This window comes from Mesorhizobium sp. M00.F.Ca.ET.216.01.1.1, assembly GCF_004010325.2.
Lineage (GTDB): Bacteria > Pseudomonadota > Alphaproteobacteria > Rhizobiales > Rhizobiaceae > Mesorhizobium.
On sequence record NZ_SADR02000010.1, the window covers coordinates 63,336 to 87,847 of the forward strand.

A 24,512-nucleotide genomic window follows, 5' to 3' on the forward strand; every position below is an offset into this window, starting at 1 on the left:
GGCTAGCGCGCTAGTCGAAAAATCGCATCGCAGTCGAGATGGGTCTCCAGCTCGGCTGCGACCTCGTCCAGCGCTCGTTCGACCTCGGCGCGATAGTCGATGCCACCGCTCCTGACGCCGAGACTTTCGAGGAACCTCGCTCGAAAAGCATCGGCTGAAAACAGCCCGTGCATATAGGTGCCAAACACCTTGCCGTCGGGGGAAACAGCGCCGTCATCGACGCCGTTGATGACGGCGGACGGCCGCAGCATGTCCGGCCCGGTGGTGCGGCCGAGATGAATCTCGTAACCCTCGAGCGGCAGGCCGAAGTGCACCGAGCGTGCGCTGACATTGCGCACGGTCTTTTCCGGCTCCATCACCGTTTCGACATCGAGCAGGCCGAGCCCTTCGGTCTCGGTAATGCTGCCTTCGATGCCGTCAGGATCGCGCACCACACGGCCGAGCATCTGGAAGCCGCCGCAGATGCCGACGACATGGCCGCCGCGTTTCCTGTGAGCGACAAGGCCGCGGTCCCAGCCGTTTTCGCGGAATTTCAACAAATCGCCGATCGTCGATTTCGAGCCGGGAATGACCACCAGCCCGGCATCCTCCGGCAGGTGCTGGCCGGGAGGCACGAACACCACCTCGACCTGTGGTTCAGCCTTGAGCGGGTCGAGATCGTCGAAATTGGCAATGCGCGAAAGCATTGGCACTGCGACCTTCAATGCACGCTTCTCACCGGTCGCCAGTCTTTCGAGCACGACCGAATCTTCCGAAGGCAGACGCGCCGCCGCGTTCAGCCACGGCACGACACCAAAACAGCGCCAGCCAGTGAACTTCTCGATCGACCTGATGCCATCATCGAACAAGGAAATGTCGCCGCGGAACTTGTTTATGAGATAGCCGGCGATCATGCGCCGGTCCGCTTCTGGCAGTATGAGATGCGTGCCGGCGACTGAGGCGATGACGCCGCCGCGATCGATGTCGCCGACCAGGATCACCGGCACGTCGGCGCGCGTCGCAAAGCCCATATTGGCGATGTCGCGGTTCCTGAGATTGATCTCGGCGGGCGACCCCGCGCCCTCAACGATGACCAGGTCGGCGCCCTCGCCGATCTTTGTCCAGGAGTCCAGCACGGCATCCATCAGCCGGCCCTTCAGCGCCTGGTAATCGCGTGCCCGCGCCTCGCCGAACATCTTGCCCTGCACCACCACCTGCGCTCCAACATCCGTCTGCGGCTTGAGCAGAACCGGGTTCATGTGGACCGTCGGCGCCACGCCACAGGCGATCGCCTGCAGCCATTGGGCGCGGCCGATCTCGCCGCCGCCGACATTATTGTCGCCCGGAATGTCGGCGACGGCGGCGTTGTTCGACATGTTCTGCGGCTTGAACGGCCGCACCTTCAGCCCGCGTTTCCTCGCCGCGCGGCACAGGCCCGCGACCAGCACCGTCTTGCCGACATCTGAGCCGGTGCCCTGCAGCATGATCGCCCTGGCCATCAGCTCTTATCCTGCGCCGTCGTTCCGGTGATCGTCGACTTTGCCGCCAGCGGCCCGCCACGCCAGATGTAGAGCGCCAGCAAAGGTTCCTTGCCGGTGCGCATGGCGTGGTTGACGTTCGAGGCATGATGGATCACCTCGCCCGCGTCGCGGAGGCGAAAGCCGCTTTCGCCCATGCGCCATTCGGTGCCGCCGGTCAGCGGAATGTAGATTTCCTCGGCGACGTGATGATGGTCGGGATAGACGATATCCGGTCCGAGAATGAGCAAGCCGGCCGCGACCTCGTCATTGACGAAATGGCCGCGCGTGCCGAAAACCTCCAGCCAGCCGTAATTCTCCACGAATGTCTTGCCAAAATCCGCCGCGCTGTAGGTCTGCCCCCAGCGCAGGTCGCCTCGGCGCTCCGCAAGCAACCGCGCCAGCGGCCTGGCGCTCTCCGGAGCGAGCTCGACGATGCGGTCGAGCTGGCGCAGGCAGGCGAGCGGATGCGGAGCGAGCGGCCGGGCGGGCATGTCCCAGCCGATCCGGGACATGGCGTCGTGCACCAGCGGGCTGTCCACTGTGTCGAGAAAGCCATGGAAGCATTCGAGCAGTTCATCGAAGTCTGTCGTCACGCTTTGCTCCGAATTGCCGTTGGCGCACAGCCGTTCCGCAGATGGTCGGGTTTGCGCGGCGGCATCATTGGTCTAGATTGAGCGCCGCGCAAAGCCAAAAACAACAGGCCAGCTGACCGGCTGGCCAAAGACATCAGGGAGCACGCCATGGACGCCGCTGTCGATGCGAGCACCAGCCAGTTCGAACTCAACGAGGACCAGCGCGCCATACAAGAGATGGCCGAGGCCTTCGCTGCCGACCGCGTCGCACCGAATGCGCTTGACTGGGACCGGGCAAAACATTTCCCGGCGGATGTGATCCGCGAGACCGGCCCGCTCGGGCTTGGCGGCATCTACGTCCGCGACGATGTCGGCGGCTCGGCGCTCGGACGGTTGGATGCCGTGCTGATCTTCGAGGCGCTGTCGCGCGCCGATCCGGGCTTTTCCTCTTTCATTTCAATCCACAACATGGCGGCATCGATGATCGACCGCTTCGGCAATGACGAACAGCGCCGGCGCTTCCTGCCGAAGCTGACCTCGATGGAATGGCTGGCGAGCTATTGCCTGACCGAGCCCGGCTCGGGCTCGGACGCGGCGGCGCTGAAAACGCGTGCGGTGAAGAGCGGCGACGATTACGTGCTGAACGGCGTCAAGCAGTTCATCTCCGGCGCCGGCGACAGCGACCTCTATGTCGTCATGGCCCGGACCGGTGCCGATGGGCCGAAAGGCATTTCCACCTTCGTCGTGCCGAAGGATGCGCCAGGCCTGTCCTTCGGCACCAACGAGCACAAGATGGGCTGGCACATGCAGTCGACCCGCCAGGTCATCTTCGAGGACTGCAAGGTACCGGCGGAAAACCTGCTTTCGGCCGAGGGCGCCGGTTTTGGCATCGCTATGGCCGGGCTCGACGGCGGCCGGCTCAACATTGCCGCCTGTTCGCTGGGCGGCGCGCAGTCAGCGCTCGACAAGGCGTTGTCCTACACGGCGGAGCGCAAGGCTTTCGGCACCAAGATCAACCAGTTCCAGGCGCTGCAATTCAAGCTCGCCGACATGGAGACCGAGCTGCAGGCCGCGCGCATATTTCTCTACGCCGCCGCCTCGAAGCTCGACCGCAAGGCGCCGGATGCCGGAAAATGGTCGGCGATGGCCAAGCGCTTCGTCACCGATACCGGCTTCAACGTCGCCAACGAAGCGCTGCAGCTGCACGGCGGCTATGGCTATTTGCATGACTATGGCATCGAGAAACTGGTACGGGATCTACGCGTCCACCAGATCCTAGAAGGCACCAACGAGATCATGCGTGTCATCATTGCCCGCGCACTGATCGGCCGCTGACGGCAGAAACCCGGGAGACAAACGATGACCACGATCGCCTTCATCGGCCTCGGCAATATGGGCAATCCGATGGCTGCCAACCTCGTCAAGGGTGGATATGCCGTGCACGGCTTCGATCTTATCCCGGAGAACCTTGTCATCGCCAAGGAGCACGGCGTTGTCATCATGGCCAATGCCGTTGCCGCGGTGAAGGCAGCCGATGTGGTCATCACCATGCTGCCGGCCGGCAAGCATGTGCTGTCGGTCTATGAGGACATCGCACCCAAGGCAAAGAAGGGTGCGCTGTTCGTCGATTCCTCGACCATCGATGTCGAGTCGGCCCGAAAAGCCCACGTCATCGCAAACCGGCATGGCCTGCTCTCCATCGACGCGCCGGTTTCCGGTGGCACCGCCGGCGCCGCCGCCGGCACGCTGACCTTCATGGCCGGCGGTTCGAAGGAGGCCTTCGCCAAAGCCGAGCCCATTCTGCAGCCGATGGCCGGCCGAATCGTCCATTGCGGCGACGATGGCGCCGGACAGGCGGCGAAGATCTGCAACAACATGATCCTCGGCATTTCGATGATCGGCGTCGCCGAAGCCTTCGTGCTGGCGGAAAAGCTCGGCCTCTCGCATCAGGCGCTGTTCGACGTCGCCTCGACATCCTCCGGCCAATGCTGGTCGCTGACCACCTACTGCCCGGTGCCCGGCCCGGTACCGAAATCACCCGCCAACAATGGTTACAAGCCGGGGTTTGCTGCCGCGCTCATGCTGAAGGACCTGAAACTGTCGCAGGAGGCCGCGCAGGCCTCAGGCGCAGTGACGCCGCTCGGCGCCGAGGCCGCCCAGCTTTATGCGCTGTTCAACGCACAAGGGAATGCCGGCGCCGATTTCTCCGGCATTATTAATTTCCTCCGCGGTGCCTCAACTTAACCCACGAATTTAACAAGGCTTTTTTTGATTTTCCCGGCAGAAAGATCGCAAATTTAGATTTGCTTAAGCTCTCGCTAACCCCGCGGTAACGATGTGCCTATACAACGGACTGCGAGGCGGACATATCGCATCCGCCCGGCGCTCCGGAACAGGTCTCGCGTACCGGAGCCCGTAAGTTTCGCAAGTGTTTGGTAGCGAAACGCCATGCGTATCTGGCAAAACCGCGTTCCCGATGGGACGCGGTTTTTGCGTTTCCGCCTGCTCGACTGCGCGATCCAGTTTTATATTCCGATTGCAGCGTCCGGAACCGCGACATGGTCTTCATTGACCAGGACGATCGGCGCAACGACGCCTTCGACCCTGACGACAAGTAGACGCATGCTCCATATACCGGCTACGCGGACGGCATGGGAGAATGCGGTGCCTTTTCCCTTGGCACCATGGATCGGAATGCTGAGCTGAGCTTCGCCTGAGCCGTTCGCGTTGACATTGACGCTGCCGCCAATCCAGTAGCTGTCGGCCAGGTCCTCGCCGATGGCTGCCTTGACGCGACCGTCGGCGCGGATGGCATCCATGGTCATATGATAGGCGTCGTTGCCCTTGAGGATGTAGGGAATACTGCCGATCGTGGCCGCAAGGCCGCCGATCGCTACGACCCATACGATGAGCCCGGCGATCGCCCAGTTGCGCTGCGTCCGGCGGAACTGTTCCGCATCGCGCCAGGTGCGGTTTTTCCACGCCCAGCGGCTGCCGCGCGCGCCGAGCACGAAGATCATGACGATGTTGACGAGCGGGACCAGTGCCAGCAGCGCGATGAAAGTGCTGTTGCCGATGCCCCAGATCCAGTTGAGGAAAAATGCACCCCAGTTCCAGCGATCGAGTTCAGCCGGAATTTCGGCGGGCTGGTTAAGCGGTTCTCCGACCATGTTGTTCCCCTTCGGCGAAGATGCCTCTGCGGGTTTTAGACCATGGTGGTGAAAAGTGGAAATCGCGCGGCATGCGTCGACCACTCGTCGGCACAAGGTGAACAATGATATGCGCCCGTCATGACAGACCGGGCGCCCTCGCTGAAGGGCGCCCGGCGATCGTTTCTTACCGCTTGCGCAAGTCCGCTTCCGCCAGATCGAGCGACTTTGCAATGCGCTTGCAAGCCATGTCGATCGTCTCCCGCGTCCAGATCAGCGGCGGCGACAGGATCATCGTGTCGCCGCTGGCGCGCAGCATCATGCGCTGGGCAATTGCATGGTCGCGAACGGCCACTGCAGCACTCCCCGGGGGCATGTAGCGCTCCTTGGTCGCCTTGTCCCTGACGATCTCGATCGCCCCCATCAGCCCGATCGAACGCACCTCGCCGACCAGATTGTGGCCGGCAATGCGCTCCTGCAGCGCCCTGGCGAAATACGGTCCGGTGTCGTTCTTGACGCGCTCGACCAGGCCTTCCCGCTCGATGATTTCGAGGTTCTTCAGCGCCACGGCGCAGGCCACGGGGTGCCCGGCATAAGTATAGCCGTGATAGAACTCGCCGCCCTTCTCGACCAGCGTCGCCGCGATGCGGTCGCCGACCAGCAGCGCCGACAGCGGCTGGTAACCGGAGGTCAGCGCCTTGGCCGTGGTTATTGTGTCTGGCTCGATGCCGAAGGTCTGTGCCGCGAACCATTCGCCGGTACGGCCATAGCCGGTGATAACCTCGTCCAGCATCAGCAGGACATCGTATTTGCGGCAGATGCGCTGCACTTCCGGCCAGTAGCTCATCGGCGGGATCTTAACCCCGCCTGCGCCCATCACCGGCTCGCCGATGAAGGCGGCGATCTTGTCGGCGCCGGCTTCGAGGATGGCATCCTCGACGGCCTTTGCCGCGCGCAGGCCGAAATCATGGTCGCTTTCTCCGGGTAATGCCAGCTCGTAGGCGTAAGGCATCATCACGTGGACGATGTTGGGAACCGCGCCACCGAGTTGGTTGTGCATCTGCTCCATGCCACCCAGCGACGTGCCGGCGATGGTCGAGCCGTGATAGCCCATCTTGCGGGAGATGATGCGGTTCTTCTCCGGCTTGCCCTCCAGCGCCCAGTAATGGCGGACAAGGCGAAGCGCCGTGTCGTTGGCCTCCGAACCTGATGAGCCGTAGAATACCTGGTTGATGTGCTTCGGCGCCAATTCTGCCAGCTTCCCGGCCAGCAATACTGGCGTCGGCGTCGAGCATTTGAAGAAGGAGTTGTAATAAGGCAGTTCCTTCATCTGGGCATAGGCCGCGTCGGCCAGCTCATCGCGGCCGTAGCCGACATTGACGCACCACAGTCCGGCCATGCCGTCGAGGATTTCCGTCCCTTCGGAATCGTAGATGAACGGTCCATTGGCGTGGGTGATGATGCGCGAGCCGGCCTCGCGCATCTCCTTGTGGTCGGTGAACGGATGAAGATGATGCGCAGCATCGATCTGCTGAAGCTGCTTCAGCGAATAATTCTGATAAGTCATGGATTTGATCTTTCCTCTTGAACCAATCCGGCAATTTGCTGCCGAGGCGGATTCGTCAGAGGAAGGCAGGCGGCGAATAGCCGATACGGGCGCAAAGCCGGAGAAGCTCGGCACGAAGCGTGCGCGGCGACGGCGTCACCGCGACCCCAAATGCGCACGATGTCTTCACGCGGGCCATGCACGGCACCTTATGCCGCTTGAGGCCAGCAGTTCAAGTCGCGCCGGTCAGCGCCCGCTGCAGGAAGACGTAGCGCATCGCCGCCTGCGCTGCTTGCGGCCGGCGGTCACCGCGCCCGCCATGCCCGCCCTCCGTCTCCTCGAAGAGCAGTGTCTTGGCATGCCCGGCAGCCTGCAGCCGCGCCGCCATCTTACGGGCATGGCCGGGGTGGACCCGGTCGTCTGCCGTCGAGGTCATAAGCAGGACCGGTGGATAGGCCGCATCGGCGTCGACATGCTGATAAGGCGAATAGGCAGCGAGCCAGGCTGCCTCTTCCGGCTTCGCCGGGTCGCCATATTCGGCCATCCAGGACGAACCAGGCGGCAACTCGGTGTAGCGCAGCATGTCGAGCAGCGGCACGTCAATGATCACCGCACCGAACAGCTCTGGGTGCTGCGTCAGTGAAACGCCGGCCAGCAGCCCGCCGTTCGAGCCGCCCTGGATGCCGAGCGTGGCCGGCGTGGCAATGCCGCGCTTCACCAAGTCTTGCGCAATCGCGGCGAAATCGTCGAAGGCGTTCTGGCGATTGGCCTTGAGCGCCGCCTGGTGCCAGTTCGGGCCGAACTCGCCGCCGCCGCGGATATTGGCCTGCACATAGGCATTACCCTTCTCAAGCCACAGCCTGCCGCGCACGCCGGCATAGCCGGGCAAGAGCGGCACTTCGAAACCGCCATAGCCGTAAAGCAGCGTCGGCACCGGCCCCTCCTGGTCACGCCGCCTGACGACGAAGTAGGGGATCACGGTGCCGTCCTTCGAGCGTGCCTCGAACTGTTCGGAGACGAGAGGCGAGGCGTCGAAGCGCGCCGGCTGCGATTTTACCGTCGCCAGCGTCGCGGCATCGTCGTCCGACCAGATGATCGAGCTCGGCGTCAGGAAATCAGTGAAGGAGAACGAAACACTGGAGCCGAAACGCTCGGCATGGCTGATGCCGACATTGCCGTTCTCGGGCAGAGCGACAGCTTTAAGCGACCAGCCGCTGTCGCTGCGATCGCAGGCGACGACCTTGCCGCGTACGTTGTCCATCAAATTGATGAACAGCCGGTCTTGCGTGCGGGCGATTCCGGCGATCGACACGCGAGGCGCCGGTTCGAGCACGGTTTTGATGGGTCCAAACGCATCGGTTTCGATCCAGCGTTCGAAGTCGAGCGAATAGAGGCCGTCAGGCCGGCACCGCGTACCGTCCGGCGCCGTCCAGGAGCTGCGCACGCCGAAGACAAGCTGATCCCTAAACACTGCCGTGTCGGTGACGTCGTCCGGCAGCGGGATGCGCCTGACTTCGCCGGACGGCTGCCGCAGAAAACTGTGCGAGGCAAAGAAGTCGAGCGTCCGGGTCAGGAACACATGGCGTTTGTCGCCGTCGAACTCGACGGAACCGCCGGCGGCGAGATCGCGCTTTTGCGCCTCGAAGATCGGCGTTGCGTCTCCCCGGCTGGTGCCCCGCTTCCACAGCTTGACCACCCGCGGATAGCCGGACTGGGTCTTTTCGTCCTCCTCGAAGGCGGCCGAAACGATGACGGTGTCCTTGTCCAGCCAGCTGAAACCCGATTTCGAGGCGGGAGCACGAAAGCCGTCTTCGACAAAGGACTTGGTTTCGATGTCGAATTCACGCATCTCGCTGGCATCGCCGCCATCCGGTGACAGGCTAAGCAGGCAACGACTGAAATCAGGGTAGAGCCGGCTGGCACCGCTGAACACCCATTTCACGCCCTCTTTCGCCGACAGAATGTCGAAGTCGATGATCGTCTCCCACTCCGGCTTCTCGGTTTTGTAGGAAGCGACCGTCGTGCGGCGCCAGAGGCCGAGCACATTGGTCTTGTCCTGCCAGAAATTATAGACATGGCCGCGCAGCGCCGATCCAACTGCGATGTTGTCCTCGGCCGTCATCAGGTCGAGCGCGGTCTCGAACGACGCCTGGAAAGACGGATCGCCCTGCAATTCGGCGACCGTGACCTCGTTCTGCCGATGAACCCAGTCGAGCGCCTGTTTGCCTGTCCTGTCCTCCAGCCATAGAAACGGATCTTCGGCCGCCAAATTCGGCTGCCCCTTTGTGATGGGTTTTGTCATGCGGTCTCCGGGTGAGTCATCAGCCTCGCCAACATCGACATGGCTGCTCCGATATTCAAGACGACGCGCTGCTTTTCGGATTTCACACGATCCGCCGCCGCGTGACAGTTGTGATCGCCAACGCCAGGCAAATCGCGCCAAGCGTGACCGGCAGGCCGGCTGCGCCGAGAACATCCATTGCGCCGCCCGCCAGCGGCGGAACGGCAATGCCGCCGACGCCCCACATCAGCGAGAAGGCGGCATTGCCGGCGACCAATGTCGAGCCCTTGAACCGCTCGCCGAGCTCGATGATCGACATCGTATAGATGCCGTAGGAAACCGCGCCCCAGACGAAAACGCATGGCCAGATCAACGCCGTCTCGATGAGCAGCGGCAACAGCACACATCCAAGCAATGTCACCGACACACAGAGGAATCGCACCAGACGCGCCGTCAACCTTTCGGCCAGCAAGCCAAGCGGCACCTGCATGGCGATGTTGCCGGCGATCATTGTCGAGAGCAGCGCCGACATGCGCACCTCTGCGATGCCGTAATGCGTTCCGTAGACCGGCAGCAGCGCCAACACGCTCTGTTCGAAGCCGGCGGCCACGACGACCGCTGATAACAGCAGCCATGCCCGCGGCATGAATCCCATGACCGAAACACGGTGCCCGGCCTCGTCGACCTTCGGCAGCTGTCGCAGCACCAGCGCCAGGCAGGCGCCGCAAAAGACGAATGCGGCGATGCCTACCAGAAACGGCGGCCACCCCTCGGTGCCTACGGCAAGCAGGCACAGCGGACCGGCGGCAAAACCGGCCGAAATGATGGTCGAATAGATCCCCATGACACGACCGCGGCGCGCCGGCGGCGCCAGCGCGATCACCCAGATCTCGCTCAGCACATAAAGCGGATTGGTCACCACGCCGATCAGGAAACGCTGCGGAAACCACAGATAGACATTCTGCGTCCAGCCGATCAACGCCAGCATGACTGCGGAGAGCGCGGCGCAGGTGAGCGCGGTGCGCCCTGCCCCGAAGCGGCGCGCCAACGCCGGGATCAGCGGTGACGACAGGATGAAGCCGACCGGCGTCATCGCCGCCGACAGGCCGATCATGGCCGGCGAGAGGCCCTGGCGCTGCAGGATGAAGCTCAGCAACGGATAGCTCAGCCCTTGCGCGATGGCAAACACCGATACGGTCGCTATCACCCCGGTGATCGCCGCCCACTGCGTTGTCTCGTCGCTTTTCGATTCCGCCAGGTCCATGATCCCGCACCGATAGGGCCTGCAGCATTAGCGTTTCGACCGTTTGGCGGTAAGCACCGGTGGCGGGAACCGCTTGCGCCAGCGGCAAGGGCCGAGGCCAAAGATCACAGCGGGCAAGCGAGCAGACCGACCGTAAGCATCAAAAGGCCGGCGCCCGATGGGCCCACAACGCCGTAAGTGTCGCAGGCGCTAAGGAAAATACCGGGCAATGGCTCCCTTTTTGCCGTCCGCGTAGGGCTTCAGCCAATGATCGTCGATGGACAGCCCATCGTCGTCCGAAGGTCCTTTTCCAATCGTCCTGCGCCATGCGCGGAACTTGTAGTGGTCGAACACGTCGAGCATATGCACTGCGTAGGCTGCAGCAAACGTCTTGTCGCCTTCCACGATCACCATGTTCTCGTCGTTCTCGTAGGACGCCTTATAGCCGAGGTTATGGCTGCCGGTGATCACGGTCGCGTTGTCCGCCATCGGATCAATGATGACGATCTTGTCGTGCACGATCGCATGGCCCACGGTCAGTACCTCCGCCTGGAAATCCCGTGCTATGGAGGCCCCGGTCAGGTTCGCCGCCCTGACGATGGAGATGTTCGGCGCTTCCCAGACCTTCTCCGGAAATACGAACGGCGATTTGCCGTCCCTGTTCGACTTGTGGGTCACTGGATCCCTGGTCGGCGCGACGTAGTTAGGCATGGCCGTTTCGTCGCTGATCGCACCTTGCACGATCAGCTTCGGATTCGCCTTCGCTGCCGCGACCGCCTGGTCGACGATTGAATTGTCGCCAAGCAGCGAAGGGTTGAACACGAGAAACAGCACCGCGTCCTTCGCCGCCTTGATACGTGCGAAAACGTCTTCCAGGTCGACAGGCCGTACCGAGATATCCTTCCTGTTGCGCTGAGGATCATTCGGCGAAAACCATACTGTGAGGCCGTCCAACGGTGCTGTGGCGCCATTCAGCGGGTTCGGCCGGTGGTTTTCCGTGCGTAATGGCACGCCTTGCGCCTGCGCGACATGACCGGCAGCGCTCTCGTTCGCTGGCGGCGGGAACACGTCGGCCTTCATGCGCTCCCAATAGACGTCGAACACTTTGGCCATGGCAGGGTCGTCGCGGATGAAGGCGTTGTTGGACTGCCCGCAAATGCCCGTTGATGTCCAGTTGGTACTGCCGGTCATGACTGCCTGCGCATTGCCCTGGGCATCGCGGTAGACGGCAAATTTGTTGTGACCGATGTGGTTGTTGTTGAACAGGCGATCTGTCAGCGCGACACCAGCGTCGCGCAACCGCTTTCTGAAAGGCGCGTTGCCAGCGTCCCAGGCCTTGGTTTGGTCATCCCTGCCCGAATTCGAGAGAATGACTTCGACGACATCCCTGGCTTCGATGATCGCGTCGCACAACTCGTCATCGGCCAGTTCATAAAGGGCTAGCCGGACGGTGCCACCTTGGGTCTTGGCCCGTTTCAGCAGGCTGGTCAGTACGTCCGGCACATCACCATGCAGATAGGCGCGTATCTTGCTGCCGGGACGCTGAAGCTCGGCCCTGATCTTGTCGCGCTGCCCGACCTTGATGCCCGCTTCTTGCAGCGCATGCGACATCCACTGTGTCGACAGCACGCCATTGGTGAAGGCGACACGCGCCTTGCCGAACATCTGCCCCAGAAACACCGGCGGGCTGACAGCGCCGTTGCCGAGATAGCCGAGTGGCCGCGGCGGCCCCTCATAGGCAGGTTGGCCATCGACGACCTGGTCCGGGCGCACCGGCACCGGATCGAGGCCCGGCTTCATGTCACCGACCGGGCGTACGCGATAGGCGATCATTTCCCCGTCCGGCCTTACCTCAAGGCTGTCGCGTCGGCGTCGCACCGTAAGATCACGCCAGAATGTCTTTTGCACCGGCCATACCCCGGTGTCCTGTGGAATCCATCTTGGATTGCGCTGTCCTTTGAACGGCACCCAGGCCGCCAGGCAACGCTCCTCGCCGGTATCGGGATAAATGCGGACGATCTCGAAGCCGAGACAGCCTGGGATCATCCCGCCGAGATCCCACGACAGGAAAGCAACTTCGTTGTTTGTCGCCGCACGCACTCTGATGACGTCGGGCATCGCTATCCCCCCAAGATGCTCAACGTACAAGCATATCAGAACCAAGCGACAGAACTGTAACGCACCTCACGTTGCGGTCGCCCGCGCCGCTTGGCCGGTTCTGGATGCTTCCTCATGGCACCAACGTCGATCACGGCGATGTCATGGCTGTGAAAACTCCCCTTCAGTCATGTCGCTTCCCTAGCCCTAGTGGTCGCCGCCTCCGCAATGGCTTGGCGGCCGGCGGTCCATTATGCCGCCGTACTGTCCCAGCGTACGAGGCCTGTCATGACCGCCGCCCTTCACCCCGCCGAACCGCCATTGGCAACGGACCGCGCCCGTCGCGGCGGCCGTGCTGGAAAGCGTGCCGGCGGATCGGCGGCGTTCGAGCAGCCGCCTTTCCGCCAGCTGAAAAACCCGCTGACGCCGACCAGGCTGATTTCCGACGACGAACTGGAATCGATCCACCTCGCCTCGCTGCGCGTGCTCAGGGAAATCGGCGTCGACGTGCTGCACGACGAGGCCCGGCGCATCATGAAGGCGCATGGCGCGGATGTGCGCGAGGGTAGCGAGCGGGTGCGCTTCGACAGCGACATGATCCTCGAACTCGTTTCACACTGCCCGTCGGAATTTACCATCCATGCCCGCAATCCGGCGCACAATGTGCGCTTCGGCGGCAACAATCTGATCATCTCGATGATGGCTTCGGCGCCGAACTGTTCCGACATCGATCGCGGCCGCCGGCCGGGAAACCAGCAGGACTACCGCAACTTCCTCAAGCTCGCGCAGATGCACAACATCCTGAACTGCACGGGCGGCTATCCGGTCGAGCCGATCGACATCCATCCATCGGTCCGGCACCTAGAGTGCATCCGCGACCTCAGCGTTCTCACTGACAAGGTGTTCCACATCTATTCGCTCGGCAAGGAACGCAACGTCGACGGCATCGAGATCGCCAGGATCGCGCGCAGCATCAGCCACGAGCAGCTTCTCGAAGAACCGTCCGTGTTCACCATCATCAACACCAATTCGCCGCTCAAGCTCGACGTGCCGATGATGGAAGGCATCATTCAGATGTCGAGCAAGGGCCAGGTCGTCGTCGTGACGCCGTTCACCCTGTCGGGCGCCATGGCGCCGGTGACGATCGCCGGCGCGCTGGTGCAGCAGAATGCCGAGGCACTTTCCGGCATCGCCTTCGCGCAAATGGTACGCAAGGGCGCGCCGGTCGGCTATGGCGGCTTCACCTCGAACGTCGACATGAAGTCAGGCGCGCCGGCCTTCGGCACGCCGGAATACATGAAGGCGCAACTGGTCGGCGGCCAGCTTGCCCGCCGCTACAATATCCCCTATCGCACCTCCAACACCTGCGCCGCCAATACAGTCGACGCGCAGGCCGCCTATGAAAGCGTGTTCTCGCTGTGGGGTGCCATCCAGGGCGGCGGCAACCTGATGATGCATGCCGCGGGCTGGCTCGAGGGCGGCCTGCGCTGCTCCTACGAAAAGACCATCGTCGACATCGACCTGTTGCAGATGGTGGCTGAATTCCTGACCCCGCTCGACCTTTCCGAAGAGGCCCTTGGTTTCGACGCCATACAGTCCGTCGGTCCGGGTGGCCATTTCTTCGGCACTCAGCACACGCAGGACCGCTACAAGACCGCCTTCTATTCGCCCGTTATCTCCGACTGGCGCAATTTCGAAACATGGGCAGAGGCCGGATCGCCGACGGCTCTGGAAAAGGCCAACCGGGTCTGGAAGGAGCGGCTGGCGTCCTACGAAGAGCCCTATATGGACCCGGCGATCCGCGAGGAGCTCGACGACTTCGTTGAAAAGCGCCGGGCCGAGGGCGGCGCACCGACCGACTTTTGATCACCTTCCGGTAGGCGTCCATGAGGATTCGCGAAACCATTGCAGCGGAATGCAAGAAAATGGCTGCCTGAGATCGAAGCCACGGCCTGACCGGTACACCGCAGCCTGATTCACATTGCACAAAAATGGACCTATCTTTATGAAATCTCACGCAAAAGCGGTTGTCATCGGCGGCGGTGTCGTCGGCTGCTCGGTGCTCTATCATCTGGCCAATGCCGGCTGGACCGACATCGTGCTGATCGAGCGTTCGGAGCTCACCTCCGGCTCGTCCTGGCATGCGGCGGGCGGCTTCCACACGCTGAACGGCGATCCCAACGTTGCCAAGCTGCAAGCCTATACGGTGCAGCTCTACAAAGAGATCGAGGAGCTTTCCGGCCAGTCCTGCTCGCTGCACCTGACCGGCGGCGTGATGCTGGCCGACACGCCCGAGCGCATGGACTTCCTGCGCCTCGCCCACGCCAAGGGCCGCTATCTCGGCATGGACACCGAGCTGATTACGCCATCTGAAGCCAAGGCGATGTTCCCGCTGATGGACGAGACGAATTTTGTCGGCGCCATGTGGGACCCGGTCGAGGGCCATCTCGATCCTTCCGGAACCACCCACGCCTATGCCAAGGCCGCCAGGAAACTCGGCGCCGAGATCGTGCTACGCAACCGCGTCGTCGAGCTGACGCAGGAGGTCGACGGCACCTGGAACGTCGTCACCGAGCAAGGCACGGTGAAGGCCGAGCATGTCGTCAACTGCGGCGGCCTGTGGGCGCGCGAGATCGGCCGCATGGTCGGCGTCGAACTGCCGGTGCTGGCCATGGAGCACATGTACCTGCTGACCGAGCCGATGCCGGAGGTCGAGGAGTTCAACAAGTCGACCGGCCGCGAGATGATCGGTGTGCTGGACTTCAAGGGCGAGATCTACACCCGCCAGGAACGCAACGGCATCCTGCTCGGCACCTACGAAAAGGCCTGCAAGCCATGGTCGCCGGTCAACACTCCATGGGACTTCGGCCATGAGCTGCTGCAGCCAGACATCGACCGCATCGCGCCATCGCTCGAGATCGGCTTCAAGCATTTTCCCGGCATCGAGAAGGCCGGCATCAAGCAGATCGTCAATGGCCCGTTCACCTTCGCGCTCGACGGCAACCCGCTCGTCGGCCCGGTGCAGGGCCTGACCAATTTCTGGTGTGCCTGCGCCGTTATGGCCGGCTTCAGCCAAGGTGGTGGCGTCGGGCTGGCGCTGTCGAATTGGATGGTCCATGGCGATCCCGGCTTCGATGTCTGGGGCATGGACGTCGCCCGTTTCGGCGAATGGGCGACGCTGCGCTACACCAACGCCAAGGTGCGTGAAAACTATTCGCGCCGTTTCTCCATTCGCTTTCCCAACGAGGAATTGCCGGCTTCTCGCCCGGCGCAAACGACGCCGCTCTACGACATGATGCTCGCCAACAACGCCGTCATGGGCGACTCGTGGGGCCTTGAAACTCCGCTCTGGTTTGCACCGAAAGGTTCGGAGCCGAAGGACATCGTGTCGTTCCACCGCTCCAACGATTTCGGTCCGATCGGCGAGGAAGTGCGCACTACCCGCGAGAAGGTCGGCGTCACCGAGATCGCCAACTTCGCCAAATACGAAGTGTCCGGACCGGCGGCGGAGGAGTTTCTCAACCGGCTGATGACCAACCGCATGCCGAAGACGGGGCGCATCGTGCTGACCCCGATGCTCAACGAGTTCGGCAGGCTGATCGGCGACTTCACCATAGCCAAGGCGGGTGAAGAGCGCTTCATGATCTGGAGTTCGTCGGCGGCGCAGAAGTATCACATGCGCTGGTTCGAGAAGCACCTGCCGAAGGATGGCAGCGTGCGCATCCACCGCTTCGACCAGACGCTGGTCGGACTGTCGATCGCCGGGCCGAAATCACGCGACCTGCTGCAGAAACTTGTCGATGTCGATATCTCGACCAAGGCCTTCCGCTTCATGGATTTCCGCGAGATGGCGGTCGGTGGCGCGCCCTGCATGGTCAACCGCATCACCTACACCGGCGACCTCGGCTACGAGATCTGGATGGCGCCTGCCTACCAGCGCCTCGTCTACACGGCGATCAAGGAGGCGGGCGAGGAGTTCGGTCTCGTCGATTTTGGCATGCGTGCCCTGCTCTCGATGCGGCTCGAAAAGAATTTCCCGACCTGGTTCCGCGAACTGCGCCCGATCTACGGGCCGTTCGAAGGCTCGATGGATCGCTTCATCAAGCTGGAGAAGAACGATTTCATCGGCCGCGAGGCTGCGGCCAAGGAACAGGCGGAAGGGCCGAAGCTGCGACGCGTTTCCTTCGTCGTCGACGCCGCGGATGCCGATGTCATGGGCGACGAGCCGATCTGGGCCAAGGTTGGAGACAAGGACTACGGCACCGTGGAAAAGCCGCATGGCTATGGCGCACCACGCTTCGACACCAGCGGCAAGGAAGTGCGCGGCTCGAAGGCCGCTGAAGGCGCGTCCGCCGTGCGCGGCATCATCGACGGCGACTGGCGCGTGGTCGGCTGGGTTACCTCCGGTGGCTATGCGCATTACGTGCGGAAGTCGATGGCGCAAGGCTATGTGCCCGCGGCCCTTGCCGGGGACGAAAGCGCCGGACTGTTCGAGATCGAGATCCTCGGGAGCCGGCGGCCGGCCCGCATCAATGTCGAGCCGCCTTTCGATCCGAGCGGCGAGAAGATGCGCCTGTAGACCGTCTAAACAGTTGTTGACTCCGGTCCCTTGTTGTCCACGCCAAGACGCTCGTGCTAACGCGGGCAGCCGCGCAGGCCTTGTCGAGAATTGGCGTATGATGAAAAAACTGACCGAGTGGGTCGAATGGATCGGCGAGGGAAAGCTAGGTCCGCTTGACGCGGCGATCGCGCTCGCCGCGCTCTATTGCGCGTTCCAGGTGCTCACATCATCTCTCGTCAGCCATTTGGCGGGAACGAGCGTCAGCATCGACGATGCGGAACAGCTGATATACCTTCCCTATCTCTGGGCCGGTTATGGCGGATCGCAGCCGCCGCTTTATACCTGGATCGTCTGGACTGCCACGCATTTGCTGGGTACCAGCGTGATGACCCTGAAAATCATCAAATATGCGCTGATTTTCCTTGCGCTCTTTTCTGTCAACAGGGCGGTGCGTCGGCTCGGATTTTCTTCGACCACAGCTGCGGCCGCCAGTTTCGGATTGATGACCATCGCCCAGATCCTCTGGGAATCGCAACATACGCTCACCCATTCGGTCGCCGCACTGGCCTTTTCAGCGCTCGCCCTTCTCACTCTGGTTCGGCTTTTCAAAAGCCCCAGGCCTTTGAACTATGCTCTGTTCGGCCTGGTTGCCGCGCTGGCGATCCTGGCGAAGTTCAACGACATCATTTTCCTGTTCGCCATGCTCGCGGCAGGATTGTCGGTTCGCGAGTTCAGGCCAGCCATCCTGAGCCGTTGGCTTCTGCTCAGTGGCGTGATCGTCGTCCTTGGCCTGACGCCGACGGTTCTGTGGAGCTATCAGCACCCCGAAGCCATATTGGCCCGCGTTTACAAGTTCGGCATCGATCAGCCGCATCAGGACTTCTTTTTCGTCAGGGCAAACGGCCTGCGGGAACTGGCCGAAGCGATCTTTAATTTCTCCGTTCTGACGGCGGTTATTTGCGGCGCATCGTTCGCAGCCGAAAGGCTCAACCCCACGGCCAGACTGTCCGGAAGCAATCCAGGCGAGAAATTCGTGGGGCGGACCCTCGCCTTCGGCCTCGCCGCATTGATGCTTCTGGTCCTGGTCAGCGGCACCACGACTATCCGCGACCGCTGGCTGATGCCGCTGCTGTTCCTGCTCCCGGCTTACGCAGCCATACGGGCCCAACTGCTCGGTCCACGCGGAAAGGAAGTTCGATACCATATCATCTCGGTGGGCCTGACCCTCGCGGTCCTGGCCATTCCTGTCACCTGGTATGCGCAAGCAATGGGCGGAAAGGGCAAGTCACGAACCGTGCGGCTGGATTATCAGGCGCTTTTAAGCGACCTCCAGGCCGATGGCCCCGTCGGCACGATCCTCGCCAGCTCATCGTGGATAGGCAATTTCCGTCTCGTAGACGACAATCTGGTGCTGCTTAATCGGGAAGTTCCCAAGTTCGACGCACTGCTCCGTCAACCAGCGGTTTTGGTATGGCTGGACACCGACGAGCCCGAAACGGAAATTCTGGATCGGCTGCGTCAGATCGGCTATTCGGAGGCAGGTCAGGTCAAAACGGTAGCCGTACCCGAACGATTCGGCGGTGCCGAGGGTCGCCGCGTCAGCTTTGTCCGATTGAAGAAACAGCAACCGGCAAATCCCGCTGCGCCGGACTGACGCCTGGGAGCTTCGGCGGGTGACGGCAGGAGCGCGCATTGAACGAAAATAGTCTCGAGCGACGGTTCGGTCGTCACCGCAAAATCATGCCGTTCGAGCCGGGCGAAACCAGCGCAATCGATACGCTGCGCCTGAAGTCGCGCCAGAAGGCCGCCGAACTCAACCAGCATGTGCTAGGCTACGGCGCGCTGGCGGAAGCCGAATGGCAAGCTGCGGGTATCGCCACTCCAGATCTCCCTGCCATGCGCAGGTACCGGCTCGACCGCATCCGCGCCGAGCTGAAGCGCCGCGACTATGCCGGAGCCCTGCTCTACGATCCGGTCAACATCCGCTATGCGACTGACACCACCAACATGCAGCCCTGGGTGGCGCATAATCCGACCCGCCACTGCTTCGTCGCCACCGAGGGTCCGGTGGTGCTGTTCGATTACTTCTCCTGCGAGCACCTTTCCGATCATTCCGGCGTCGTCGACGAGGTGCGCCCGGCGGTATCGTGGATCTATCTCTATGGCGGCGAACTGACCGGAAATAGGGTCCGCCGCTGGGCGGCCGGAATCGCCGATCTGGTGACGGAACATGGCGGCGGTATCAGCCGCATCGCCGTCGACCACATCGACCCTGAAGGGGTCATGGAACTCGCTCGCCTCGGCGTGACCATCGGCAATGGCGAGGCGGTGATGGAGAACGCGCGGCTGATCAAATCGCCGGACGAGATCCTCGCCATGCGCCGGGCGATCGTCGCCTGCGAGGCGGCGATGGGCGAGATGGAGCAGGCGTTGATATCAGGCATTTCCGAAAACGAACTGTGGGCCGAATTGCATCGCGGCAACATCGCGCGCGGCGGCGAATGGATCGAAACACGGCTGCTGTCGTCGGGTCCACGCACCAATCCATGGTTCCAGGAATGCTCGTCGCGCATCATCGAAGCCGGCGACCTCGTCGCTTTCGACACCGACCTGATCGGCCCTTACGGCTTCTGCGCCGACCTGTCGCGCACCTGGCTTTGCGGCGACACGAAGCCCTCCAGCGAGCAGCGCGACTTGTTCCGCATTGCCGCCGACCAGATCGCCCACAACACCAGCCTGATTCGGCCGGGAATATCCTTCCGCGACCTTGTCGAACGCTCGGCGGTGCCGCCCGGAGATTGTTTTCCGACGCGCTACGGCGTGCTCTATCACGGCGTCGGGCTGGCCGACGAATATCCGACGCTGCCGCATGCCAGCGACTGGACGGATGACACGCCTGACGGTGTGCTTGTATCAGGCATGGTGCTGTGCGCCGAGAGCTATATCGGCCAGCTCGGCGGGCGCGAGGGCGTCAAGATCGAAGAGCAGATCCTGATTACCGAGACCGGCCATGAAAAGCTTTCGACCTATCCGCTCGACGAGCGGCTGCTGGGCGAGTGACCTATCTCAGCGCCGCGATGGCTTCACGCAACGCGGTGACGATCCTTTCCGGCGTATTCCTGGCGGTGATGAACGGCAGGCCTTTGCGCCGTCCCGTCCAGCCGACGACCGCCACCTTCCGCGCCGCAGGCTCGAAGCGCTGCGCCAAGACCCAGCTCTCGCAGTCGATCGCCGCGACATCGGCCCTGTCCTCGGTAATCGCCACGATCGAGGCACGGTGCCCGCCGCTTTCGCTGCGCGCTGCAAAGATGTCCAGGCTTTCGCCCATCGCCTCCAGGTCGCGCGTCAGCCCGATGAAGCCCGACATCGAATCCGGGTTGTTGAAAGTGAAGCGCTTGCCACGCAATAGGTCGAGCGGGACGACAGGGCGGCCATCATCAGGCGATCGAACGGACGACGCACAGCCCGCTCGCATCACGATGGCGCTCGAATAGAGTTCGCCTTGCCCGCCCTCGAATGCATCGTAATTCGGCTGTCCGATCACCTGGACATGCTCCGACAGGCCGGTTTCCATCGGACCCCAGCAGGTCTGTGCGAAGAGCAGCGCCGGATGCAGCCAGAGCCCGTGAAAATCCAGTTCGTCCGGCGGCAGCGTCGCCGGATCGGGCGCGATGACCTTTCCGGCGGCGTCGCGGATGCCGCCTTCCACGGGCCGCAGATCGCCATTGGCGCGAGCGATGGTCTGTGGCGCGTCGATGCCTCTTTGCCGGAAGCCATCACGCAGCCGTGCCCATTGGGCATCGACCTCGCTCCGCATTTCGGGCCAGTCGTACATCGGCAAGGCGGCAACGAAATCGCTCATGCCGTGACTTTGATCGTAACGCTGAGAGAATGACGAGATCATTGGTGCTCGCACCTGGGCATCGCCGCCGGCGATGCCGCAAAGTCATTCCTTTGGCGGCTCGGCGGGAACCGGCGCGCTGCCAAGCCCATTGACGCTGCGGGCCCTGACACGCGGCTTGAATGCCCGGCCGGGCTCCGGTGCGCGCCTGAGCACCGGGTGGACGACCGGTTCCTTCGCCTTGAAGGCGTAAGCCTTGAGCAGCGCAAGGTAGTTCGGATAGGTGTAGCCATTGTTCATTCGCAGCCATTCGTCACGGCGCTCGCGAAACAGCTTCGGCAGCCGGTACCAAGCCACCGTCGGGCTCTTGTGATGAACGAAGTGCAGATTGTTGTTGAGGAACAGCAAGGCCAGTGGCGAACGCTCGACGATTACCGTGCGGCCCTCCGGATGTTCCGACCATTGATGCTCGGCGAAGGTGCGGATCGAGATCAGCGACTGCCCGATCCACACCGGCACCAGGAAATACAGCCACAGGGGGATGCCGAAGCCGAACTGGACGACCGGCAGCACCACGGCGAGGCCTATGCCGTGCAGCAGCCATGCCTGGCGGATCGCCTTGTCGCCGGCGGCTATCTGCCTGGCGTCGTCAATGAAGAAGCCGGTGCAGGAGAGCCAAGGGCCGAGCACCAGGCGGCCGAGCATGGTGTTGTTGATCTTCAGCAGGAATTTCATCGTCGGCGGCAGCTCTTCATGCCGCCACAGCGCCTGATAATAGCTTTCGGGGTCGTCAAGCGGATCGGTCAGCCGTTCATCGGCATGATGCCGCAGATGAATCGTCTTGAAGCGGCGAAATGGCCAGACGAGGCCGATTGGGAGGAAGACGAAGGCTTCGTTGACCAGCGCGTTGCGGGTCGGATGGCCATGCAGGACTTCGTGCATCAGTGAGGATTGCAGTGCGGCGATCAGGCCCAGGACGGCAAGCGCCAGCAGCGGGTGAGACGGCCAGAGCAGGAAACCAACGGCAAGCCAGATGCCGTAGCAGAAGAGTGCGAGAAGCACGGTCGGCCATTCGATTGCCGGTGCGTTGCGTCGTTTATTAGCCATGCTTGTCATGCGATCGACCACTGCCCCTTCCAGTCGCCGGAATCCTTTGATTCCTGACAATATTGTGTCAGGAGTGTTGAGTTGCCGCAACGCGACAAAGCGCACAAACTGTTGCGATTGCGCATTTTCAGCTGCATATGTTATCTATTGTAAGCAGTTGTACGGATTCATTTACGTCTGAGGTGCGATCTTGGTGCCCTTGGCGCAAAATTTTCCTCCGTTGGTGGAGCAGAAGCCATGGACAAGCGCGACCTGTCGACGATCTTTCGGGAGCGTCTGAAGATGCTCCTGACACGGTCCGACCTGAACCAATCGGCCTTCGCGACAGCGGTGGGCATCGATCGCTCCGCCCTTTCGCAGCTTCTGTCGGGCGCCTCGACCCGCCTTCCCCGCGCCGAAACGCTGCTCAACATCGCCGCTGAATTCAAAGTGTCGCTCGACTGGCTGCTTGGCCTCAGCCAGGATGAAGGCGTCACCGGCGAGATCCGCGAGAGCCTGGAGATCGAGGAAGCGCCCGACGGCTTCGATCGCACCTTGCTGGCCAGATGGCACGCGGAGGCAGTAGGCACGAAAATCCGTTACGTGCCGGCCGGCATTCCCGATCTTCTGCGCACCGAAGCGCTTGTCGATTACGAAGCCGGCATCGCCAACAAGAGCCGCGAGGCGCAGGCCGGCGAAACGCAATATCGCATCGACTACAACCGGCGGCCGGAAACCGACATGGAAGTCTGCATGCCGCGCCACACGCTGGAGATCTTCGCGCGCGGCCTGGGCATATGGGATCGTTTCCCGGAGGCCGACCGCCACCAGCAGCTTCTGCACATGGCGACGCTGCTCGACGACCTCTATCCCACCTTCCGCCTGTTCCTCTACGACGGACGGATGCGCTATTCGATCCCCTATACCATCTTCGGTCCCTATCGCGCCGCGATTTATGTCGGCGACATGTATCTGGTCCTGAACGCAACCCAGCCGGTTCAGACCCTCACTCGCCATTTCGACAATCTGATCCGTGCCGCCGATATCAACGCGCATGAGTCAGCCGCCTTCACGCAAAGGCTGGCCGAAATGCGATTTTGATGCCTGGCCATGCCCATCGACATTGACGTCATATAAAGAGTTCTTTATATCGTTATCTCGATAGGGAATTCCCGGAAGGCGTATTTCACCATGACCAATCCGATCGAGGCGCTGCTTGCCGAAAAGGGCGTTCTACTGGCCGATGGTGCCACCGGCACCAATCTGTTCGCCATGGGGCTCGAGGCCGGCGAGGCTCCCGAGCTGTTGAACGAGACCGCGCCCGACACCGTCACCCGCCTGCACCAGAACTTCGTCGATGCCGGCGCCGACATCATCCTCACCAATTCCTTCGGCGGCACCCGCCACCGGCTGAAGCTGCATCACGCACAGGATCGCGTGCATGCACTGAACAAGCGTGCCGCCGAGATCGCCCGTGCCGTCGCCGACAGCGCCGGCCGCAAGGTCATCGTGGCTGGCTCGGTCGGACCGACGGGCGAGTTGCTGGTGCCGCTCGGCGCCATGAGCTATGACGAGGCCGTCGATGCCTTTGCCGAGCAGATCGAGGGCCTCAAGGCCGGCGGCGCCGAAGTCGCCTGGATCGAGACCATGTCGGCGCCGGACGAAATCCGCGCCGCCGCCGAGGCGGCAATCCGCGTCGGCCTGCCCTACACCTATACCGGCTCCTTCGACACGGCCGGCCGTACCATGATGGGGCTGTTGCCGAAGGATATCCACGGCGTCGTCGATGGGCTTTCGCAGAGGCCGCTCGGTGTCGGCGCCAATTGCGGTGTCGGCGCGTCCGACATCCTCGCCTCGCTGCTCGATATGACCGACGCGAAGCCGGAGGCGACGGTGATCGTCAAGGGCAATTGCGGCATCCCGGAATTTCGCGGCGCCGAGATCCACTATTCCGGCACGCCCGAGCTGATGGCCGACTACGTGCGGCTCGCCGTCGATGCCGGCGCAAAGATCGTCGGCGGCTGCTGCGGCACCTCGTTTGCCCACCTTGCCGCCATGCGCAAGGCGCTCGACACCCACACCAGGTCGGATCGCCCGACCGTCGAAACAATCATCGAACGTATCGGCCCGATGCGCAACAAGCAGGCGACGGCCAACGTCGCCGAGACCAGCGAAGCCCGCCGCGAGCGCCGGCGCAGCCGCGCCTGAAGCGATACCTCTGGCTATTCGCTGTTTTCAGTGTAGCGGGATTGCGCCGTCTTAAGGTCCGTGGCGGCGCCGCTCGCGTCGCCGCCCATCGTCATCAACGCACCTGACGCGCGCGGATCGGTTATCTGCTCGAGCATGACGCGGAAGCGATCGTTGTTCAGGGCCGACATCGCGGTATGACGTGCCGCATCGACGTCATCCTTGATGCGCCTGGATTCCGGCGAGGGCTCTTGCGAAGCCGTCGGTGCGGATGCGTGCACGTCCCTTGCCGTCGGTATTGGGTTCGCAATGTTCCGTATCTGCAATTTCGGCCCCCTCAAGCCAAATGATGAGCTGTTGTGTAACAAGAGGGAATTGCGATGATGTTCCCGAAAAGCCGAACAATTTAACGATCCAGCGCATCGCATAATCAAAGTGCTACCGCGTCCG

At 62.5% G+C, this 24,512-nt stretch carries 20 protein-coding genes; 8 read left to right on the forward strand and 12 right to left on the reverse strand.

Annotation, left to right across the window (positions count from 1 at the left end; all coding sequences use genetic code 11):
• Positions 1-2: 2 nt before the first annotated feature.
• Positions 3-1,478, reverse strand: coding sequence for a cobyric acid synthase (locus tag EN859_RS14915; RefSeq protein ID WP_127853659.1), 1,476 nt, complete (start codon positions 1,476-1,478; stop codon positions 3-5).
• The gene (locus EN859_RS14920) at positions 1,478-2,092 is read right to left on the reverse strand and encodes a dimethylsulfonioproprionate lyase family protein (RefSeq protein WP_127853660.1); all 615 of its coding nucleotides are present in this window, start codon (positions 2,090-2,092) and stop codon (positions 1,478-1,480) included. The genes EN859_RS14915 and EN859_RS14920 overlap by 1 nt, the downstream gene beginning before the upstream one ends.
• Before the next feature lie 147 nt (positions 2,093-2,239).
• Between EN859_RS14920 and EN859_RS14925 the strand changes: the two genes are divergently transcribed.
• Positions 2,240-3,406 carry an isobutyryl-CoA dehydrogenase gene (locus EN859_RS14925; RefSeq protein ID WP_127853661.1) on the forward strand — a complete coding sequence of 389 codons (1,167 nt, stop codon included), beginning with the start codon at positions 2,240-2,242 and terminating at the stop codon, positions 3,404-3,406.
• Between the two features lie 24 nt (positions 3,407-3,430).
• The gene (gene mmsB / locus EN859_RS14930; RefSeq protein ID WP_127853662.1) at positions 3,431-4,315 is read left to right on the forward strand and encodes a 3-hydroxyisobutyrate dehydrogenase; all 885 of its coding nucleotides are present in this window, start codon (positions 3,431-3,433) and stop codon (positions 4,313-4,315) included.
• A 281-nt stretch (positions 4,316-4,596) separates the two neighbouring features.
• Here the strand turns inward: mmsB and EN859_RS14935 are convergent, their stop codons facing one another.
• The 6 genes from EN859_RS14935 to EN859_RS14960 form a co-directional block, all read right to left on the reverse strand.
• Positions 4,597-5,241, reverse strand: coding sequence for a cytochrome c oxidase assembly factor Coa1 family protein (locus EN859_RS14935; RefSeq protein ID WP_127853663.1), 645 nt, complete (start codon positions 5,239-5,241; stop codon positions 4,597-4,599).
• Positions 5,242-5,407: 166 nt separating this feature from the next.
• Positions 5,408-6,787: an aspartate aminotransferase family protein gene (locus tag EN859_RS14940; RefSeq protein WP_127853664.1), complete on the reverse strand. Its 1,380-nt coding sequence runs from the start codon at positions 6,785-6,787 to the stop codon at positions 5,408-5,410.
• Positions 6,788-6,842: 55 nt separating this feature from the next.
• Complete coding sequence (locus EN859_RS14945) at positions 6,843-6,965, reverse strand: capsid protein (RefSeq protein ID WP_127853665.1); 123 nt, start codon at positions 6,963-6,965, stop codon at positions 6,843-6,845.
• A gap of 33 nt (positions 6,966-6,998) precedes the next feature.
• Positions 6,999-9,068, reverse strand: a complete 2,070-nt coding sequence (locus EN859_RS14950; protein ID WP_127853666.1) for a prolyl oligopeptidase family protein — start codon at positions 9,066-9,068, stop codon at positions 6,999-7,001.
• Positions 9,069-9,150: 82 nt separating this feature from the next.
• On the reverse strand, positions 9,151-10,311 hold the full coding sequence (locus EN859_RS14955; RefSeq protein ID WP_127853667.1) for an MFS transporter: 1,161 nt from the start codon (positions 10,309-10,311) through the stop codon (positions 9,151-9,153).
• Between the two features lie 189 nt (positions 10,312-10,500).
• Positions 10,501-12,408, reverse strand: a complete 1,908-nt coding sequence (locus tag EN859_RS14960; RefSeq protein ID WP_127853668.1) for a phospholipase D-like domain-containing protein — start codon at positions 12,406-12,408, stop codon at positions 10,501-10,503.
• Positions 12,409-12,675: 267 nt separating this feature from the next.
• Here EN859_RS14960 and EN859_RS14965 point away from each other — a divergent pair, with 267 nt between their 5' ends.
• From EN859_RS14965 to EN859_RS14980, 4 genes are all read left to right on the forward strand, one after another.
• Entirely contained in the window at positions 12,676-14,253 is a 1,578-nt protein-coding gene (locus EN859_RS14965; protein ID WP_127853669.1) for a trimethylamine methyltransferase family protein, read from the forward strand.
• Positions 14,254-14,392: 139 nt separating this feature from the next.
• Positions 14,393-16,966, forward strand: coding sequence for an FAD-dependent oxidoreductase (locus tag EN859_RS14970; protein ID WP_127853670.1), 2,574 nt, complete (start codon positions 14,393-14,395; stop codon positions 16,964-16,966).
• A gap of 97 nt (positions 16,967-17,063) precedes the next feature.
• Positions 17,064-18,602 carry a glycosyltransferase family 39 protein gene (locus EN859_RS14975; protein WP_189501974.1) on the forward strand — a complete coding sequence of 513 codons (1,539 nt, stop codon included), beginning with the start codon at positions 17,064-17,066 and terminating at the stop codon, positions 18,600-18,602.
• Positions 18,603-18,688: 86 nt separating this feature from the next.
• Positions 18,689-20,008, forward strand: a complete 1,320-nt coding sequence (locus EN859_RS14980) for a Xaa-Pro peptidase family protein (protein WP_127853790.1) — start codon at positions 18,689-18,691, stop codon at positions 20,006-20,008.
• A gap of 1 nt (position 20,009) precedes the next feature.
• Here the strand turns inward: EN859_RS14980 and EN859_RS14985 are convergent, their stop codons facing one another.
• Together EN859_RS14985 and EN859_RS14990 are read right to left on the reverse strand one after the other, a co-directional pair.
• Positions 20,010-20,810, reverse strand: coding sequence for a PhnD/SsuA/transferrin family substrate-binding protein (locus tag EN859_RS14985; protein ID WP_127853672.1), 801 nt, complete (start codon positions 20,808-20,810; stop codon positions 20,010-20,012).
• Positions 20,811-20,894: 84 nt separating this feature from the next.
• Positions 20,895-21,905 carry a fatty acid desaturase gene (locus tag EN859_RS14990; protein ID WP_189501994.1) on the reverse strand — a complete coding sequence of 337 codons (1,011 nt, stop codon included), beginning with the start codon at positions 21,903-21,905 and terminating at the stop codon, positions 20,895-20,897.
• Positions 21,906-22,133: 228 nt separating this feature from the next.
• On the opposite strand from EN859_RS14990, the gene EN859_RS14995 reads away from it, so the two are divergent.
• Positions 22,134-22,976: a helix-turn-helix transcriptional regulator gene (locus EN859_RS14995; protein WP_127853673.1), complete on the forward strand. Its 843-nt coding sequence runs from the start codon at positions 22,134-22,136 to the stop codon at positions 22,974-22,976.
• Between the two features lie 90 nt (positions 22,977-23,066).
• Positions 23,067-24,083, forward strand: a complete 1,017-nt coding sequence (gene bmt / locus EN859_RS15000) for a betaine--homocysteine S-methyltransferase (protein ID WP_127853674.1) — start codon at positions 23,067-23,069, stop codon at positions 24,081-24,083.
• Between the two features lie 14 nt (positions 24,084-24,097).
• On the opposite strand, the gene EN859_RS39260 is transcribed toward bmt, so the two are convergent.
• Positions 24,098-24,253, reverse strand: coding sequence for a hypothetical protein (locus tag EN859_RS39260; RefSeq protein WP_245525581.1), 156 nt, complete (start codon positions 24,251-24,253; stop codon positions 24,098-24,100).
• 25 nt (positions 24,254-24,278) lie between these two features.
• Complete coding sequence (locus EN859_RS38105) at positions 24,279-24,485, reverse strand: hypothetical protein (protein WP_189501996.1); 207 nt, start codon at positions 24,483-24,485, stop codon at positions 24,279-24,281.
• Positions 24,486-24,512 lie beyond the last annotated feature (27 nt).

What these genes read in the sequence shown, in the direction of transcription:
- EN859_RS14960 (WP_127853668.1), bottom strand. Translation starts at nt 12,408, where the DNA reads ATGCCCGACGTCATCAGAGTGCGTGCGGCGACAAACAACGAAGTTGCT.
- EN859_RS14995 (WP_127853673.1), top strand. Translation starts at nt 22,134, where the DNA reads ATGGACAAGCGCGACCTGTCGACGATCTTTCGGGAGCGTCTGAAGATG.
- EN859_RS14915 (WP_127853659.1), bottom strand. Translation starts at nt 1,478, where the DNA reads ATGGCCAGGGCGATCATGCTGCAGGGCACCGGCTCAGATGTCGGCAAG.
- EN859_RS14980 (WP_127853790.1), top strand. Translation starts at nt 18,689, where the DNA reads ATGCCGTTCGAGCCGGGCGAAACCAGCGCAATCGATACGCTGCGCCTG.
- EN859_RS14940 (WP_127853664.1), bottom strand. Translation starts at nt 6,787, where the DNA reads ATGACTTATCAGAATTATTCGCTGAAGCAGCTTCAGCAGATCGATGCT.
- EN859_RS39260 (WP_245525581.1), bottom strand. Translation starts at nt 24,253, where the DNA reads ATGTCGGCCCTGAACAACGATCGCTTCCGCGTCATGCTCGAGCAGATA.
- EN859_RS14990 (WP_189501994.1), bottom strand. Translation starts at nt 21,905, where the DNA reads ATGACAAGCATGGCTAATAAACGACGCAACGCACCGGCAATCGAATGG.
- EN859_RS38105 (WP_189501996.1), bottom strand. Translation starts at nt 24,485, where the DNA reads ATGCGCTGGATCGTTAAATTGTTCGGCTTTTCGGGAACATCATCGCAA.
- EN859_RS14975 (WP_189501974.1), top strand. Translation starts at nt 17,064, where the DNA reads ATGATGAAAAAACTGACCGAGTGGGTCGAATGGATCGGCGAGGGAAAG.
- EN859_RS14965 (WP_127853669.1), top strand. Translation starts at nt 12,676, where the DNA reads ATGACCGCCGCCCTTCACCCCGCCGAACCGCCATTGGCAACGGACCGC.
- EN859_RS14955 (WP_127853667.1), bottom strand. Translation starts at nt 10,311, where the DNA reads ATGGACCTGGCGGAATCGAAAAGCGACGAGACAACGCAGTGGGCGGCG.
- mmsB (WP_127853662.1), top strand. Translation starts at nt 3,431, where the DNA reads ATGACCACGATCGCCTTCATCGGCCTCGGCAATATGGGCAATCCGATG.
- EN859_RS14935 (WP_127853663.1), bottom strand. Translation starts at nt 5,241, where the DNA reads ATGGTCGGAGAACCGCTTAACCAGCCCGCCGAAATTCCGGCTGAACTC.
- EN859_RS14945 (WP_127853665.1), bottom strand. Translation starts at nt 6,965, where the DNA reads ATGGCCCGCGTGAAGACATCGTGCGCATTTGGGGTCGCGGTGACGCCG.
- EN859_RS14970 (WP_127853670.1), top strand. Translation starts at nt 14,393, where the DNA reads ATGAAATCTCACGCAAAAGCGGTTGTCATCGGCGGCGGTGTCGTCGGC.
- bmt (WP_127853674.1), top strand. Translation starts at nt 23,067, where the DNA reads ATGACCAATCCGATCGAGGCGCTGCTTGCCGAAAAGGGCGTTCTACTG.
- EN859_RS14925 (WP_127853661.1), top strand. Translation starts at nt 2,240, where the DNA reads ATGGACGCCGCTGTCGATGCGAGCACCAGCCAGTTCGAACTCAACGAG.
- EN859_RS14985 (WP_127853672.1), bottom strand. Translation starts at nt 20,810, where the DNA reads ATGAGCGATTTCGTTGCCGCCTTGCCGATGTACGACTGGCCCGAAATG.
- EN859_RS14950 (WP_127853666.1), bottom strand. Translation starts at nt 9,068, where the DNA reads ATGACAAAACCCATCACAAAGGGGCAGCCGAATTTGGCGGCCGAAGAT.